Genomic DNA, 15,783 nt, shown 5'->3' with positions numbered 1-15,783 from the left:
TATTAATTACTTAATAAGCGAGATTTTCTTTTGTAAATAAGTATACTAATCAATATGATTAACAAGATAGTAAAAATACTGCTTAGTAAGATGCTCAGTAGTGTGCTCAAATAGTTTGAGAAACTAAAATATTCTACGTGCAGAAGAACGAAATGGTGGATTAATGTTCCGATTGAAATATAGGAAAGGAACCATTTTGCACCCATGTTACCTAAAGAAGGTGTTTCGAAAGAATCTTGGACATCTACGTCCAAGGTGATTCTATGGAAGAATATCCTGTACCAGGTCAATGCTACACAGGCTGCAGCATGAACACCGATTGAATCATAAAAGGCATCAACGGTCAGTCCAGTTAGGAATGCCAATACATACAGGACAAAGTTTGGTGTACCGATCGGCAATAAAAAGATAATCAAGATATAAGGAAATGGAGTTGCCAAATTATAATATCCAATATTCTTGAATAGTACAACTTGCATTGCAATCAATACAACAAATCGAATAATATTGAAAATTATAACCTTACCCATCATTATCCTCCGTTACTGCTTCCAATTCATTTTTTTCATTCTCCAGCAGGTCCTTCACCACATAGACATGGTTGAGGTTACTGAAATTCGTCCTCAATTTAATCTTGATGTCCAGGAAAGATCCTCCTGAACTTATTCCTGTTTCCTCCACTGAGCCAATTTCAATTCCTTTCGGGAATAATGAAAACCCGGAGGTATATACTTTCTGTCCTTTTTGTACTTTAAGATGGTTTGGAATATCTTTTACGATAGCAAACTGCGGGTCGGTCGTATTCCCCCAGACCAATGAACCAAAAACATTGGTCGTATCCAGGGTCACAGAAACTCGAGTATCCGGATGCAATAATGATTGTATGGTGCTGAAATGAGGGGAGACGTTCAATACAATTCCTACAACCCCGTTGGAGGTGATTACACCTAATCCTTTCTGGATGCCGGCCAATGAACCTTTATTGATGGTAATAAAATTGCTTTTCTGATGAACACTGTTGTTTACGACCTCGGCCATTGTAAACTGATACCTGTTCATATCGATGGAATCATTGATCTGAACAGAGTCCAAGGTATCCGTCAAAAGATAATGTTGAAGTTGTTTCCTAAGCTCCGAGTTTTCCAGTGCCAGGTTTTTGTTGGTTTCTTCCAGAGCCAAATAACTTTTCCAAGAATTCAACTTGTCATAAAACGAGCCCACGACTACGTTGGAAGAATTGATAAAGGCAGAACGTTGATATCTGTTGTTTTGGACAACCAATAGTAGAGAAGCAACAAAAAAGAGAATAAACCAAAAAAAGGCATTATATCTAACCAAGAAAAGCCAAAGGTTCTTCATTATTGTTCTCTTTTAATAGTTACGCGATATAACATTATAGGAACGTTATATCGCGTAATCATAAATTTTTTTAATTATTTGTTATTGCATTAAGAACTTAAAACGTCCGATGTTTTTAAGTGCAATCCCAGTTCCTCTAACTACTGCACGAAGTGGGTCTTCCGCAACGTGAACAGGAAGTTTAGTTTTCGCTTGAATACGTTTGTCCAATCCGCGAAGTAAGGCACCCCCACCTGTCAAATAGATACCAGTTTGATAGATATCAGCAGACAATTCTGGCGGAGTAATCTCCAATGCTTTCAAAATCGCCTCTTCAATTTTGGAAATTGATTTATCTAAACAATGTGCAATCTCTGTATAAGATACAGTGATTTGTTTAGGGATACCAGTCATTAGGTCGCGTCCTTGAACGGCGAAATCCTCTGGTGGATCTGTTAATTCTGGTAATGCAGCGCCAACTTCAATCTTGATTTTTTCCGCGGTACGGTCTCCAATCATGATGTTGTGCTGACGACGAATATATTGAACAATATCTGAATCAAAGTTATCTCCCGCAACACGGATAGATTGGTCACAAACAATTCCTGATAGGGCAATAACCGCAATCTCAGTGGTACCACCACCGATATCAATGATCATGTTTCCTACAGGCTCTTCCACATCGATACCGATACCCACAGCCGCAGCCATAGGTTCATGGATCAAATAAACCTCCTTCGCCCCAGCGATTTCTGCTGAATCGCGAACGGCACGTTTCTCAACCTCAGTTATGCCCGATGGAATACATACAACCATGCGTAAGGACGGGAAAAACCAACTCTTACCTTTGTTAATCAGCTTAACCATACCGCGGATCAAGTGCTCAGCAGCTGTAAAGTCTGCGATCACACCATCTCGCAATGGTCTTACCGTTTTTATGTTGTCGTGAGTTTTACCCTCCATTTGCATTGCCTGACGACCGATTGCGATCACCTTATTTGTTGTGCGGTCAAATGCTACGATTGAGGGTTCATCTACTACTACTTTATCATTGTGAATGATTAGGGTGTTAGCTGTTCCCAAGTCTATTGCAACTTCTTGCGTAAACCAATTAAAAAGCCCCATTTAGATGTGTAAGTATTATTTGTAATTTAATTGCAAACCTAATGAAAAAAAATGGTTTTTTATGAAAGCATTATTTATAAAAAAACATCTTTTGTCGACGAAAATATTCAAATTTTTAAATATGATATTGTGAACGAAAATAGGCTTGTTTTATTGTATTGAAGTCCCAATATAATAATTATAAGTATCCACTTTGAAGTTGTCCTTTGTTAATCCATCCAGCTTCATCACCTTAAATTTGTCTGTAGGGTCTATCCGAAGCCTTTTTCCGTCCTTGTCGAATATATGGACCGGCATTTGAAAGTCTTTAACTTCTGATATCCAGCGAATCATAAACACGCCAGGACTATTCTCGATGACCTCCAAAGTCGGGATACTTTTTGTCTGTACAAACTGTTCAAAGGTCTTGTCGAGCTTAATGCCAGACTCCTTGCTCATATAACTTACGATATCTCCATAATCAACGGTCTGATGGTAAAACTCCTTATTTAATCCGCGTAGGATATTCCGCCACTTATCGTCGTCATCGATCATGGTCCGGATCATGTTATGCAATACGCCGCCCTTGTTGTACATGTCTCCTGAACCTTCTTTATTTACGTTGTATGGTCCTTGGATAGGACTGTCGTGTTGGATGCCGCGACGGTTACCTTTAACATAGGCTTGGCTTGCTTCCTTTCCATAAAAGAAATCGATAAATAAGGCTTCCGAATAATTGGTGAAGCTTTCGTGGATCCACATGTCCGCAAGGTCATTGGAGGTGATGTTGTTGCCAAACCACTCATGCCCTGATTCATGGACCACAATAAAATCCCATTTCAGACCCCAACCTGTTCTCGATCCATCTCTGCCTAAATATCCATTTTGGTATTTATTGCCATAGGCAACTGCACTCTGATGCTCCATTCCTAAATGGGCCGTTTCCACAAGCTTATACCCGTCCTCATAAAATGGGTAAGGTCCAAACCAATGCTCAAATGCCTTTAGAGTCTCATTCGCATTCTTTTTTAGGTGATCGATCTTGCCTGCGTTTTCTTTTAAAACATAGTAATCAACCGATAATGGGCCTTTTTCTCCAGCATAGGTTTCTTTGAAATGCGTGTAATCTCCAATGTTAAGGGCCACATTATAATTGTTGATCGGGTTTTCTACCTTCCAATGATATTTGGTATATCCATTTTTCAGTTTCTCTGTTTTGACCAATCTTCCATTGGAAACATTCATGACCCCATTTGGAACAGCCACCGAAATCAACATACTCTTTACCTCATCCGATTGATGGTCTTTGTTGGGCCACCAAACGCTAGCTCCCAAGCCTTGGCATGCCGTAGCAACCCAAGGTTTTCCATTGCTGTCCTTTTTCCAGTCAAAACCTCCATCCCAAGGTGCCCTGGTTGCCTGGATTGGATTTCCAGAATAATGAACTGTAAAGGAATCAACCTTTCCTTTTTCTATATACTCTGGGAAATCAACAAATACGGCATTGTATTCCCTTGTAAAGGGAAGGCTTTTGCCTTTATATTCTACCTTATCTACCGATAGGTTGTCGAATAGGTCAAACTGTAGTTTATTAAAGCGGTCTACAGCCTCGAACTTAAACAGGTTGCTCCCTGAAATAAACTTGTTGTTTATGTCCACTTTGACATCCAAATGGTAGTATTGGATATCATAACAGGTGCGCAATGCAGTCAATTCTCCACGTAATGAATCTGCTTTGCTATACATTTCCTTGGCCTTCATTAATTGTGCTTCTGCTGAATAGCTAGCAGCACACAATAACATGCCGAGGAAAATTGATTTTGTTCTTATCATAACGGTTTAATAAAGGTTGTTTAAATTTTCTTTCTGTTGTTAAAGTAGGTTTCGATCTTCTGAAGGTCAAATGCATTTAAGCACATCTCTTTGGTCAAACCACCCTTTCGGCCAACATAAACTCCATACTCCATGTCCAAAAAGCCTTCTTTTCTGTGGGCATCTGGATTGATGGATAAAAGTACCCCTTTTTCTAATGCATATTGATGCCATCTCCAGTCAAGGTCTAATCGTAATGGGTTTGCATTTATTTCAATAACGACCTTATTAGCAGCACAGGCATCGATAACCTTTTTGAAATCCAGGGGATAGCCAGCCCTTGATAACAAAAGTCTTCCTGTTGGATGTCCTAAAATTGTAGTATACGGATTTTCAATTGCCTTGATAATACGATCTGTTGCTTTGTCCTGGTCCATTTTCAGATTGCTATGGATTGAAGCCACCACAAAATCAAACTTTGCTAAGATTTCATCAGGATAGTCCAATGATCCATCTGAAAGAATATCTGACTCAATGCCCTTAAAGATTTTAAAAGGGGCCAATTTTTTGTTCAGTTCATCAATTTCTATCCATTGCTGTTCCAGCCTTTCCAGACTCAGTCCATTAGCATAAACTGCTGTTTTGGAGTGGTCGCAAATCCCCAAATATTCCAATCCTAAATCTTCCTTGCAATACAAGGCCATATCTTTCAAAGAATGGACACCATCGCTGTAGGTGGAGTGGTTGTGCAGTGAACCTTTAAGGTCAGCATAAGTGATCAGTTCAGGAAGTTTGTTTTCTTTTGCCAGTTCGATCACATTTCCACTTTCCCTCAATTCAGGTTCGATATAGGCTAAACCTAATGAACGATAAATTTCATTTTCAGAGTCTAGGTTCTGGATTTCGGCGATTTCTTCCAATTGTTTGATATGTTCCTCCGAGCCGGTACTGATCAAAAGGTTCTTGGCGTATTCATCTACTCCGCAGGTCAATACCTCAAATGGAATTCCATTTTGATCCTTGAAGCTGATTCTTTTGTTCTCCTTATTGATGTCAAATTCGTATTCCAGAGTTTTGATAGCTTGATGAACTTGGCTAGGTTCTGCGGCGATAAGAATTTGCACATGCTGCAATACTTCCGATTTCCTACGGTAGTCTCCAGTGAAACTGATTGGAGCCAGGGGTAGAGTTTTCTCCAAGTGCTGAATGACCTCAAGCGCTGATGGCATAACCTTGGCATATAAGAACCATCCTTGGTTTGCGATTGAAAATTCGATCGCTTTTTTAATATCCTCTTGGGTTTTCAGACCGAAACCTTTGGCTTCAATCAATCTATTTTCATTGCAAGCATAGTATAATTCACCGACCGATTCAATTTCTAGGTCATTCCAGATAATCTGTATTTTCTTGGGTCCCAATCCTTTGATTTTAAGCATCTCCAAAATACCCTCTGGAGTTTTAGCAAGGAGTTTTTCCAAGTCCGGAAAAGTTCCCGTAGTAATAACTTGAATGATTTTCTCAGCGGTGCTCTTCCCGATATTAGGTTGTTCACTTAGTGTTTCCAAATCAGATTGGCTCGCAGCAAATGGTAGTTTGTCGATCCGAAAAGATGCTGAGGCCATTGCTTTTGTCCTAAATGGATTCTCGTTGTACAACTCCATCAATTGCGAACACAATTTAAAAACCTTAGCTATCTCTTTATTTGTCATGATTTCCTTCTTTCTTTTATGGGGATATCAAAAATAGGAAATTGAATTGAACATCGGGCCATATTCAAGGGACTTAAAAACCATTTCAATAAAAAATCCTGAGCTGGGGAAGCTCAGGATTTTTACCAAACCAATTATTAACCTAAATTATGAAATTATATACTCTTATTACTCTTTTGCTTTTCTTTAATACTATAACGCCACTGGATTTTATTTCGTACAAAGGGAGGGGATAGTTAACATTTTTTAACGGTAGAGGTGAACCTGTCGAACCCCATCCTGGTTCAAACAATAACTTTCACAAAAAAAGGTTGACTTTTGGTCAACCTCTTCTAAAATATTATAGTTTGTTTTAATGCTGTGTTACTTCTTCCTGAACGGTGGGTTCAGATTGTGGTCGGATATACTTATGGATAATCAGACGGATTCCTGAGTTCTTGGTCAGGAACTTGATTGACCAGTTTACGAATGTGACCAAACGGTTCCTAAATCCAAAGATCGATACCAAGTGGACAAACATCCAGGTCATCCATGCGATAAATCCTTTTAAGTGCAAGCTTCCCATATCCACAACCGCACGATTTCTACCTACGGTAGCCATGGAACCTTTATCAAAGTATTTAAAGTTCTCTGTTTCTTGGTTGTTCAGTTTGTTTAGGATATGCTTTGCGACATATTTCCCTTGCTGCTGAGCCACTGGAGCAACACCCGGTAAACCTCTAGGGTTTTCTTCAGAGATCATTGCAGAAACGTCGCCAATGGCATAAACCACTTCTTCGCCATCCACGATACATTGTTCGTTGGTTTTGATGCGGTTACCACGTTGGATAATTTCGGGATTGATACCTTCCGGCATTTGCCCCATCACACCTGCTCCCCAAATGACCGTTTTGGTAGGGATCTTTTCTCCTGAAGAAAGGGTTACGGTATTTCCATCGTAATCTGTAACGACCGTGTTCAAAATGGTTTTTACACCTAGTTCATGTAGGTATCTTTCGGCATCGCGAGATGATTTTTCAGAAAGTGCTCCCAAGATCTTTCCAGTTCCTTCAACCAAGAAGACTTTCATCTCATAGGTCGATAATTCTGGATAGTCCTTTTTCAACATGTGCTGTTGATATTCTGCAATCGCGCCAGAAAGTTCAACTCCTGTCGGACCACCACCCACAACAACGAAATTTAAATAACGCTCCCTATCAGATGCATTCTTTCTAAGGACCGCTTCCTCAAGGTTTTGAAGGAGATAACTACGGATATTCAATGCCTCAATGATGTTCTTCATCGGCAAAGCATATTTCTCAACCTGTTTGTTTCCAAAGAAGTTGGAAGTCGCCCCAGTTGCTATTACGAGGTAATCATAATCATAATCGGCAACCGATGTATGGACCATTTTATTTTTGCTGTCAATGCTCAATACCTCCGCCAATCTGAAACGAAAGTTCTTTTGGTTCTTGAACATCTTACGCAATGGAAATGAAATAGAATCAGACGCTAAGGTACCGGTCGCTACTTGGTACATCAGGGGTTGAAAGGTGTGGTAGTTGTTACGGTCTATCAACAGAACTTCCACCTCTTTGTTTTTCAGCTGTCGAGCTAATTCCACACCTCCGAATCCAGCTCCAATGATGATAACTCGGGGAAAGTTTCTTTCAGAACGATTTAGTAACATAATACTTCCTTGTTATAAGAATTTTAAAATAAGGCACAAATATCTGACATTTTCCTGCATATTTTATCAATAATTTGCATTTTATTTAGATAAAACATGAAATTGATGTTTAAACTCGTGCTATTCTCTTTGTTTTCAATAAGTTAAATATAGCGAACTAAGTGTAGTAAGTACACTATATTGGGGCTTATTGTAAACTGCCTTTAATTTTTATGGTCAAACCATTATTCATATCGGTCAACCTAAGCTGACAAGCCAACCTGCTATTGTCGTCTGCATCGGGTAAGGTATCCAACATATCTAGCTCTTGATCCTCCGCTTGCGTTAAGTTTTCTGCACCGGATATTACCTCTACATGGCAGGTTGCACAAAGTGCCATACCGCCACAGGTCGCCAATATATCGTATTCCGAAGCTTTCAGGATTTCCATCAAGCTCAAGTTAACATCCGTAGGGACCTGCACTTCCTGCCTAGTCCCATCTCGATCTTCAACATTAATTGTGATGATATTCTCCATAATTAGAACGCATTGATACCGTTTACTGTCGTATATTTAAAACTTAATTTTTGCTCCGGATAAACATACTTAAAGGCACTTTGGACCATTAATGCTGCTTCATGGTAACCACATAAGATCAGTTTTAATTTTCCCGGATAGGTGTTGATATCACCGATGGCATAAATCCGCTCCACATTGGTCGAATAATCAAATGTATCCACCTCAATGGCATTCTTATCAATGTTTAATCCCCAATCTGCAATCGGTCCTAATTTGGGACTCAATCCATAAAGTGGGATGAAATGATCTGTTTGAACAACAATCTCCTCTTTGCTTTTGTTTGTCATAAGTACAGATTCTAAATGGCCATTGCCGTTGAGGCTCTGCAAGTTATGGGAAAGTAATAAATTGATCTTACCACTTTTCGCTAAGTTGAAAACCTTCTCTGCTGAATCAGGAGCACCTCTGAAATTGTCACTTCGATGCACCAATGTCACCTCTTTTGCGACATCGCTCAAAAAGATGGTCCAGTCCAGAGCCGAATCACCACCGCCCGCAATGACGATGCGCTGATCCCGGAATTTTTCCGGATTTCTGACCATGTAATGCACATTTTTGCCCTCAAAATTGCTCAGGTTTTCCATCTCCGGCTTTCTAGGTTCGAAACAGCCTAAGCCACCGGCGACTACCACCACTTGGCAATGGATCTGTGTTCCTTCGGAACCGACAACCACATAGGATCCATCATCCTGTTTTTGTAAACCGTCCACGCGTTCCCCCAAAGTAAAGGTTGGCTTGAAAGGTTCAATCTGTTGCATTTGGTTGTTGATCAGTTCCTGGGCAGTAATATTCGGATAGCCCGGGATGTCATAGATTGGTTTGTGTGGATAGATTTCCGATAGCTGACCACCAACTTGTGGCAATACGTCAATCAAATGACAACGCATTTTTAAAAGACCAGCTTCAAATACAGCGAATAGACCTACTGGTCCTGCTCCAATTATGCAAATATCTGTCGTAATCATACCTTTTTATTTAGTTTCTAGATTATTATAAATTGTGTTTAATATTCTCGTGAAATTTTCGAAATCCTCTTCTGTCAAATTCTCCCATGCCTTCATCCTAAAATCCTTTACGAGGGGAGCTAAACTCTTCGCTTGCTTCTGTCCCGCCTCAGTCAATTGGATATGCAGACTTCTGCGGTCATTAGGATGAACAATCCGTTGTACATAGCCTTTCTTCAATAACAAATCGACGATCCTGGTCATCGTTGGCTGATCTTTCCCGCATTTCTCGGAAAGATCCTTGTGGGTGAGGTCCTGATGCTCATAGAGCGTCTTTATCACCGACCATTGATCTACGGTCAGATCTATTCCATGAACAGAAAAGGAGGCCTGTGCAAACTGTTTTACCCTTCTAGCCGTGCGGTCTAGAATAAAGGAATACTGATTGAATTTTTCTTTTAGCATAACAACTATTAGTACAACAAGTAAATTTACTCAATATTTGACAGATCAAAGAATTTAGGGTTAAATTTTACATGATTATTATGATTGATGAAACTCCAAAATTCGGTTTTGTTTTGGCGGTCCTGATGAAAATGCTTCGGACCTCAGTTTGACCATGTTCGAGACATATTCGGAAAATTCCGAATATGTCTCGAATAAGGTCAAATGTGGAATCGAAAAAAATGAAAATTTTGGTTGAAATCTTTTGAGTCAGAGTTTGTTCAAGATTTTATGGAACTATTTATTTTTTGATTTTTATAAATTCTTTTATGGGTAATATCTATTTAAATAAAGATAATATCGATCAATAATCCTTCCCCAAACATATCTAATTTTATGGAATCAAATCCTAAATCAATGCAAATAATTGTATGTAATAAACCTGGAAAACTGGAGTATAAAGAGGAGGTCAGTAAAAGGGTTCATCCCGGTTTTTCTTTGTTAAAGGTTAAGGCGATAGGGATCTGCGGGACCGACCTTCACGCCTTTGAAGGAACGCAGCCCTATTTTAGCTATCCCAGGGTTTTAGGTCATGAAATTGCTGCTGAAGTCGTAGAGACTAGTAATCCTGAATTCCAAAAGGGTCAGTCGGTTACGGTAATACCTTATTTCAATTGTGGAAAATGCGCTGCATGCCAAATGGGGAAAGAAAATTGTTGCGTTTCCCTGCAAGTTTTTGGGGTCCATATTGATGGTGGGATGAAGAAATTGATCCAAGTCCCTAACAGTTCATTAGTGAGTGGAGAGGGCTTACGAACTGAAGAATTAGCTTTGGTAGAACCATTTTCTATTGCATTGCACGCTGTAAAACGAGCACAATTGGAATCATCGGAAATCACGGTCATAGTAGGAGCGGGACCAATAGGGATTGCAACCGCTATATTTGCAATAGAAAGAGGCGCAAAGGTTTTGTTGCTGGACAATAACGATGATAGACTGAAAGTTGCTGAGGCAATGTTAGAAAACATTGAAACCTATAATGTCAAATCGGGTTCGGTTTTTGAAAAGTTGAAGGACTTCAGTAAAGGGGAGATGGCAAATGTGGTATTCGATGCCAGTGGTAATTTAGAGGCCATAAATTCTAGTTTTCAGTACCTTGCTCATGCCGGGAAGTTTATTTTGATTGGCTTGCAAGGAGGAGATATTCGGTTTAACCATCCCGAGTTTCATAAACGTGAAGCAACACTAATGAGTAGCAGAAACGCAAATCGAAAAGATTTTGAAGAGGTCATATCCTTCTTGAAAGGTAGGAAGGTCAATTTGGAACATTTTATAACCCATAAGATCGCGTTTGAAGATCTAAGGGATAGATTACAAAATCTTTTAGATCCTAAAGAAAGGGTTATCAAAGCTATTGTAGAGTTCTAATCTCAAATTATAAGGATTCCCTTCGACCTGATACTTTCTCTTTATACTGCCTGGGGGTGGTTCCTTTTATGGATTTAAAGATTTTATTGAAGTTGGAAAGGCTGGAAAAACCGCAATCATAAGCTACATTACTGATGAGATTGTCAGTTTTCATGATTTCTTGGCAAGCAATGCTGATTCGGGTTTCGTTCACGAATTGGATAAAGCTTTTTTGGGTTCTTGCCTTGAAAAAGCGGCAAAAGGCTTGTTTGGTCATATTGGCCATCTCCGCTGCCTCATCCAGTTTGATTTCTTTGTTGTAATTCTCGATGACAAAACGGATAATGTGATCCACCTGATTACCTTTGAATTCTTGTGATGAATAGCGATTTCTATAGGAAGAGCTCGAAATATATTGGAAATCTTCGGCCTTGATCAGGCGGTCCAAAAGCTGTAAGAAATAGATCGTCCTTTGCAGGTCTTCGGCCTCATTGATGGCAAAGAGTAATTTGGTCAATTCCTTTTTCGTTTTCCCGAGAAACATGACCCCTCGATCCATTTGGTTGAAGAAATTCCGGATGGAATGGGTTTCTTGCAAAGGCTCCAAAAGGGACAAACACTTGTCAACATCAATGAAAAGGGTAATGGAAATGGCTTTTTTACCCTCCAAATGATTGGCAGGATTGGAATACCATACATGTGGGAGATTAGAGCCCAAAAGCGTTAGTTCATCCTTTTCAAAGTTCGAGATATTGTCTCCGATAACCCGTTGCCCTGAACCTTCTTGGATATAATTGACCTGGATTTCCTTGTGAAAATGGAAGTTTGTGGAAAATAATTGATCGCTAAAGTGTCGAAATTTGTACACTTCATTATCAAGTTGACTTAATATGCGGTCAAATTTGGGCTTCATTTTTTAGTGTTATGTGATTTCAGGTAATGTGCCATGAAATTAAGCAATTGGAAAAGGGAATTCAAATAATCTCTGTAATAAATAAGATAGGGACTGTGTTACTTTTGGAGCCCAAATTAACCAAAAGCTGATGAAGGAGCTCCGGAATAGCAAAAAAAAATCGAGTCCGTAACGCTTCGGCCCATTTAAGGGGTACCTATCTCATTGTTACTTTTGAAGCGCAAAAGTAACCAAACCGACGAAGGAGCTCACGGATACCAAAAACAACTCGAATCCGTAAACCTTCGGCTCATTTAAGGTGGCTTTTCGCACAATCATCCGCACATGGATAGAATGCCTTGTTGTCGGGAATATCTTTCAGAGGATCATCCCTTTTGATGGGATGATCCTCTGAAAGCATTCCAAGGCCAATCCCATCGCACAGGTCGACGGCATTCTATCCATTTTTCCGCCACTGGAAATGAGCCGGAGGCTAAAGGGCTTCCTTCGGAAGGATGGTGTTTGTATGAGCTGGGAACCCCTGGAAGGGGTGGAATCTTTGTAAAAGGGTGATGCGTCAAACGGATAACCCACAACGTGGGTGAAATATTTTTTTTTAACCTTGCGTGTCACCCTGATGGCACCGCCGAAGGGTCTCGGAACTATCCTTTTTTTTAAAATGGTTTCCTCATCTTACGATTTCGGATGTCACAGGGGAAGAACGTTTTTTTGCGTTAAACTGCCCCAGAAGGGCAGAATTATTTTAGCAATCCCATCGCACAGGTCGACGGCATTCTATCCATTTTTCCGCCACTGGAAATGAGCCGGAGGCTAAAGGACTTCCTCCGGAAGGATGGTGTTTGTATGAGCTGGGAACCCACAGCGTGGGTGGGATATTTTTTTTAACCTTGCGTGTCACCCTGATGGCACCGCCGAAGGGTCTCGGAACTATCCTTTCATTTAAATAGTTTCTTCATCTTACGATTTCGGAATTACCCCAACCTCCTAAAAAAACAAAAATAGATTCTTCGCTGCGCTCTGAATCCCTATTTAGCGCATTTTGATTCTGAACGAAGAGTGAAGAATCTGTACGGCAATGTTAAAAAACGTGCTGTCATTCTGCACCGAAGGTGCAGGACCTGTACGCTAATACAATCCTTATTGATTTCAAAATTGGATTTTGGTATAGTTCCGAGATTTTTCCTGTGTCAGAATGAACTGTAAGGGGAAGCGAAGGTGCAGGAAAGTACGCCATTTCAATCGTTGTTTGCATGGTTCCGAGATTTTTCCTTCGTCAGAATGACGCTGTGGGGAAACCGAAGATGCAAGAAAGTACGCCAATGCTAACCTATTAATTATTCAAATATGAAGCGGGCTTATGCAATAAGCCCCTACAGTACTGGGGAATTTCCAGCGTCATATTGCCAAAATGATCTTGGTCCATCCTCTTATCCCTTCCATCCTGGTTCAAATCTCTAAAACCAAAAGAGACCGCAATTTGCAGTCTCTTTTGGTTTTAGATTCAAGGGTTTAATAGATCCACTTGAAATTATATTGTTTTTCTGGGACTTTCATGCGGTCTGCCAGGCGCAATAAGCGATCTGGAAGGCGCATTAGATAGTCGCGAGCTTTTTCACCTTGTTCATTTAATCCGGAAACTTGATCAATTTTCCAATCATTGATCAATTCTTTTAGAATATCAACATAGTCAACTGCTGTATAGACACCTAATCTTTGAGCGGCATCTGAGAAATGGGCGAAAGCTCCACCTTGGGGTTCTCCAGATTCTCTTAAGAAGTGTGCCGGCATCACGATCTTTTTCTTCATCATGTCTTCAAAAGCAATCATTACTTCGCTTGGGTCAACGACCATGGCATGAGAAATAAAGGACATATAGGCTTTGGCATGTCTTGCCTCATCCGAAGCAATTACACCACACATTTTTGCAAGTAATTTATCACCACTTTTTTTAGAAAGGGCAGCTACACGTCTGTGTGAAACATTCGTTGCTAATTCCTGAAAAGAGGTATATATAAAGTTTCTGTATGGATCGGCACCAGTACCGATGTCGAAACCATCCTTGATCAGATATTGAACGGAGATCTCGAATTGTTTCATGTCAATTCTACCAGACAGGTAAAGGTATTTGTTTAGCAGATCACCGTGACGGTTTTCTTCTGCGGTCCATGCGCGAACCCATCTCATCCAGCCACCTTGTTCGTTTTTGTTGACATCTTCTACCATCGTCAACCAAGACTCATAGGTTGGTAATGCTTCTTCGGTAACTGTATCACCAATTAGCACGGCTACTAAGTCGTAAGGTAATTCCTTAGCGCTTTCCTGTAAATCACGGACTTCCTCAAAAAAAGTGTCTCTTGCGGAATCAGGCAGAAAATCTGCTGGTTGCCACATATCTTCAACAGGTTTTAGATACTCGGACATTTCATTGAGCATGAAGGGTTCCAAGTAGGTCATAACCTCTTTTCTTGAGCCTTCTGGTATGTTTAAAGGTAGTTCTTGCATAATTATAACAAAGGTAGTCAATCTGCTCTTAATAATAATTTAATATTTCAATATTTCAAACCTCCAAATGGATTATTACTTATAAATAACTTTATTGATGCCCGATATGTTTTATTATATCTTAACTTTGTGTGTTAATTAAAATTAGTTAGAATTGAATACATTAGACATCAAAGCGATAAGAGAAGATTTCCCGATTTTGAAACGTGAGGTAAACGGGAAGCCTTTGGTCTATTTAGATAATGGTGCAACAACGCAGAAGCCCAAAGCTGTCATTGACGCCATCCTAAACTATTATACCGATATGAACAGCAATGTTCATCGTGGAGTTCACTACCTAAGTCAGATTTCCACGGATGCCTTTGAGGTGACTCGTAGGAAGGTTCAGGAATTCATACATGCTAAGCATGATTATGAAATCATTATTACCAAAGGAACAACAGACAGCATTAACCTAGTGGCAACCTGTTTTGGGCAAGAATTTATTTCTGCTGGGGATGAGGTCATTATTTCGGCTATGGAGCACCATTCTAATATTGTGCCTTGGCAGATGATCTGTGAAGTGAAGGGTGCTTCCTTGAAAGTGATTCCGATGACAGAAGCTGGTGAATTGGATATGGATGCCTATAAATCCTTGTTGGGTCCTAAAACCAAAATCGTTTCTGTGAATTATGTTTCAAATGCATTAGGAACCATTAACCCTGTCAAAGAAATCATCGAATTGGCGCATGCCCAAAATATCCCGGTTTTGATTGATGCGGCACAGGCTGTTCAGCATATTAAAATCGATGTTCAGGAACTGGATGTAGATTTCTTGGTTTTTTCTGGACATAAGATGTACGGCCCAACTGGTGTTGGGGTATTGTACGGGAAGGAAGAATGGTTGAATAAGATGCCTCCATACCAAGGTGGTGGAGATATGATCAAGGATGTGACCTTTGAGAAAACCACTTACAATGAACTTCCATTTAAGTTTGAAGCAGGTACCCCTAACATTGAAGCTGGAATTGCCTTAAATGCAGCGATTGATTATATCAACCATTTGGGATTGGATAATATCAAGAAGTATGAGGATGAATTGTTGGCCTATGCCACGGAAAGGCTTAAAGAAGTGGAGGGCATCAAGTTTATCGGAACAGCAAAAGAGAAATCATCTGTGATTTCCTTTGTTGTAGAAGGTACCCATCCATACGATATCGGTGTGCTATTGGATAAACTAGGCATCGCGGTTCGTACAGGGCATCACTGTGCTCAACCTGTCATGGAGCAGTTCCATATTCCAGGAACAGTAAGGGCAAGTTTAGCGGTTTATAACACGAAAGAAGAAATCGACGCATTGGTAGCAGGAGTGAAGAGAGCTGTTGCCATGTTAGTATAAAAGA

At 40.1% G+C, this 15,783-nt stretch carries 13 protein-coding genes; 2 read left to right on the top strand and 11 right to left on the bottom strand.

Features of this window, described 5'->3' with window-relative positions; all coding sequences use genetic code 11:
• Positions 1–2: 2 nt before the first annotated feature.
• The 9 genes from mreD to CKW03_RS14590 all read right to left on the bottom strand — a co-directional run bounded on the left by mreD (position 3) and on the right by CKW03_RS14590 (position 9,600).
• Positions 3–530, bottom strand: coding sequence for a rod shape-determining protein MreD (mreD, locus tag CKW03_RS14630; protein WP_093098223.1), 528 nt, complete (start codon positions 528–530; stop codon positions 3–5).
• Positions 523–1,359 (bottom strand): rod shape-determining protein MreC, encoded by an 837-nt coding sequence (gene mreC, locus CKW03_RS14625; RefSeq protein ID WP_093098222.1) that lies wholly within the window; start codon positions 1,357–1,359, stop codon positions 523–525. The genes mreD and mreC overlap by 8 nt, the downstream gene beginning before the upstream one ends.
• A gap of 81 nt (positions 1,360–1,440) precedes the next feature.
• Complete coding sequence (locus tag CKW03_RS14620; protein ID WP_093098220.1) at positions 1,441–2,463, bottom strand: rod shape-determining protein; 1,023 nt, start codon at positions 2,461–2,463, stop codon at positions 1,441–1,443.
• Positions 2,464–2,613: 150 nt separating this feature from the next.
• Positions 2,614–4,275 carry a M1 family metallopeptidase gene (locus tag CKW03_RS14615; protein WP_175486306.1) on the bottom strand — a complete coding sequence of 554 codons (1,662 nt, stop codon included), beginning with the start codon at positions 4,273–4,275 and terminating at the stop codon, positions 2,614–2,616.
• 20 nt (positions 4,276–4,295) lie between these two features.
• On the bottom strand, positions 4,296–5,963 hold the full coding sequence (locus CKW03_RS14610; protein ID WP_093098217.1) for a DNA polymerase/3'-5' exonuclease PolX: 1,668 nt from the start codon (positions 5,961–5,963) through the stop codon (positions 4,296–4,298).
• Positions 5,964–6,315: 352 nt separating this feature from the next.
• The gene (locus CKW03_RS14605; RefSeq protein WP_093098215.1) at positions 6,316–7,632 is read right to left on the bottom strand and encodes an NAD(P)/FAD-dependent oxidoreductase; all 1,317 of its coding nucleotides are present in this window, start codon (positions 7,630–7,632) and stop codon (positions 6,316–6,318) included.
• 187 nt (positions 7,633–7,819) lie between these two features.
• Positions 7,820–8,149: a 2Fe-2S iron-sulfur cluster-binding protein gene (locus CKW03_RS14600; RefSeq protein ID WP_093098213.1), complete on the bottom strand. Its 330-nt coding sequence runs from the start codon at positions 8,147–8,149 to the stop codon at positions 7,820–7,822.
• 2 nt (positions 8,150–8,151) lie between these two features.
• Positions 8,152–9,156 (bottom strand): NAD(P)/FAD-dependent oxidoreductase, encoded by a 1,005-nt coding sequence (locus tag CKW03_RS14595; protein WP_093098211.1) that lies wholly within the window; start codon positions 9,154–9,156, stop codon positions 8,152–8,154.
• A gap of 6 nt (positions 9,157–9,162) precedes the next feature.
• On the bottom strand, positions 9,163–9,600 hold the full coding sequence (locus CKW03_RS14590) for a MarR family winged helix-turn-helix transcriptional regulator (RefSeq protein ID WP_093098209.1): 438 nt from the start codon (positions 9,598–9,600) through the stop codon (positions 9,163–9,165).
• Between the two features lie 396 nt (positions 9,601–9,996).
• Between CKW03_RS14590 and CKW03_RS14585 the strand changes: the two genes are divergently transcribed.
• Positions 9,997–11,007 (top strand): zinc-binding alcohol dehydrogenase family protein, encoded by a 1,011-nt coding sequence (locus tag CKW03_RS14585; RefSeq protein WP_093098207.1) that lies wholly within the window; start codon positions 9,997–9,999, stop codon positions 11,005–11,007.
• Positions 11,008–11,014: 7 nt separating this feature from the next.
• Here the strand turns inward: CKW03_RS14585 and CKW03_RS14580 are convergent, their stop codons facing one another.
• Together CKW03_RS14580 and CKW03_RS14575 are read right to left on the bottom strand one after the other, a co-directional pair.
• The gene (locus CKW03_RS14580) at positions 11,015–11,899 is read right to left on the bottom strand and encodes an AraC family transcriptional regulator (RefSeq protein ID WP_093098205.1); all 885 of its coding nucleotides are present in this window, start codon (positions 11,897–11,899) and stop codon (positions 11,015–11,017) included.
• A 1,509-nt stretch (positions 11,900–13,408) separates the two neighbouring features.
• Positions 13,409–14,401, bottom strand: coding sequence for an acyl-ACP desaturase (locus CKW03_RS14575; RefSeq protein ID WP_093098203.1), 993 nt, complete (start codon positions 14,399–14,401; stop codon positions 13,409–13,411).
• 154 nt (positions 14,402–14,555) lie between these two features.
• Here CKW03_RS14575 and CKW03_RS14570 point away from each other — a divergent pair, with 154 nt between their 5' ends.
• Positions 14,556–15,779: an aminotransferase class V-fold PLP-dependent enzyme gene (locus CKW03_RS14570; RefSeq protein ID WP_093098201.1), complete on the top strand. Its 1,224-nt coding sequence runs from the start codon at positions 14,556–14,558 to the stop codon at positions 15,777–15,779.
• Positions 15,780–15,783: the final 4 nt, after the last annotated feature.

Source organism: Sphingobacterium mizutaii (genome assembly GCF_900187125.1).
Taxonomy (GTDB): Bacteria; Bacteroidota; Bacteroidia; order Sphingobacteriales; family Sphingobacteriaceae; genus Sphingobacterium; species Sphingobacterium mizutaii.
Note: the sequence above shows the minus strand (reverse complement) of the source record. Positions and strands in the feature narration are given on the sequence as shown.

What these genes read in the sequence shown, in the direction of transcription:
- mreD (WP_093098223.1), bottom strand. Translation starts at nt 530, where the DNA reads ATGGGTAAGGTTATAATTTTCAATATTATTCGATTTGTTGTATTGATT.
- mreC (WP_093098222.1), bottom strand. Translation starts at nt 1,359, where the DNA reads ATGAAGAACCTTTGGCTTTTCTTGGTTAGATATAATGCCTTTTTTTGG.
- CKW03_RS14620 (WP_093098220.1), bottom strand. Translation starts at nt 2,463, where the DNA reads ATGGGGCTTTTTAATTGGTTTACGCAAGAAGTTGCAATAGACTTGGGA.
- CKW03_RS14615 (WP_175486306.1), bottom strand. Translation starts at nt 4,275, where the DNA reads ATGATAAGAACAAAATCAATTTTCCTCGGCATGTTATTGTGTGCTGCT.
- CKW03_RS14610 (WP_093098217.1), bottom strand. Translation starts at nt 5,963, where the DNA reads ATGACAAATAAAGAGATAGCTAAGGTTTTTAAATTGTGTTCGCAATTG.
- CKW03_RS14605 (WP_093098215.1), bottom strand. Translation starts at nt 7,632, where the DNA reads ATGTTACTAAATCGTTCTGAAAGAAACTTTCCCCGAGTTATCATCATT.
- CKW03_RS14600 (WP_093098213.1), bottom strand. Translation starts at nt 8,149, where the DNA reads ATGGAGAATATCATCACAATTAATGTTGAAGATCGAGATGGGACTAGG.
- CKW03_RS14595 (WP_093098211.1), bottom strand. Translation starts at nt 9,156, where the DNA reads ATGATTACGACAGATATTTGCATAATTGGAGCAGGACCAGTAGGTCTA.
- CKW03_RS14590 (WP_093098209.1), bottom strand. Translation starts at nt 9,600, where the DNA reads ATGCTAAAAGAAAAATTCAATCAGTATTCCTTTATTCTAGACCGCACG.
- CKW03_RS14585 (WP_093098207.1), top strand. Translation starts at nt 9,997, where the DNA reads ATGCAAATAATTGTATGTAATAAACCTGGAAAACTGGAGTATAAAGAG.
- CKW03_RS14580 (WP_093098205.1), bottom strand. Translation starts at nt 11,899, where the DNA reads ATGAAGCCCAAATTTGACCGCATATTAAGTCAACTTGATAATGAAGTG.
- CKW03_RS14575 (WP_093098203.1), bottom strand. Translation starts at nt 14,401, where the DNA reads ATGCAAGAACTACCTTTAAACATACCAGAAGGCTCAAGAAAAGAGGTT.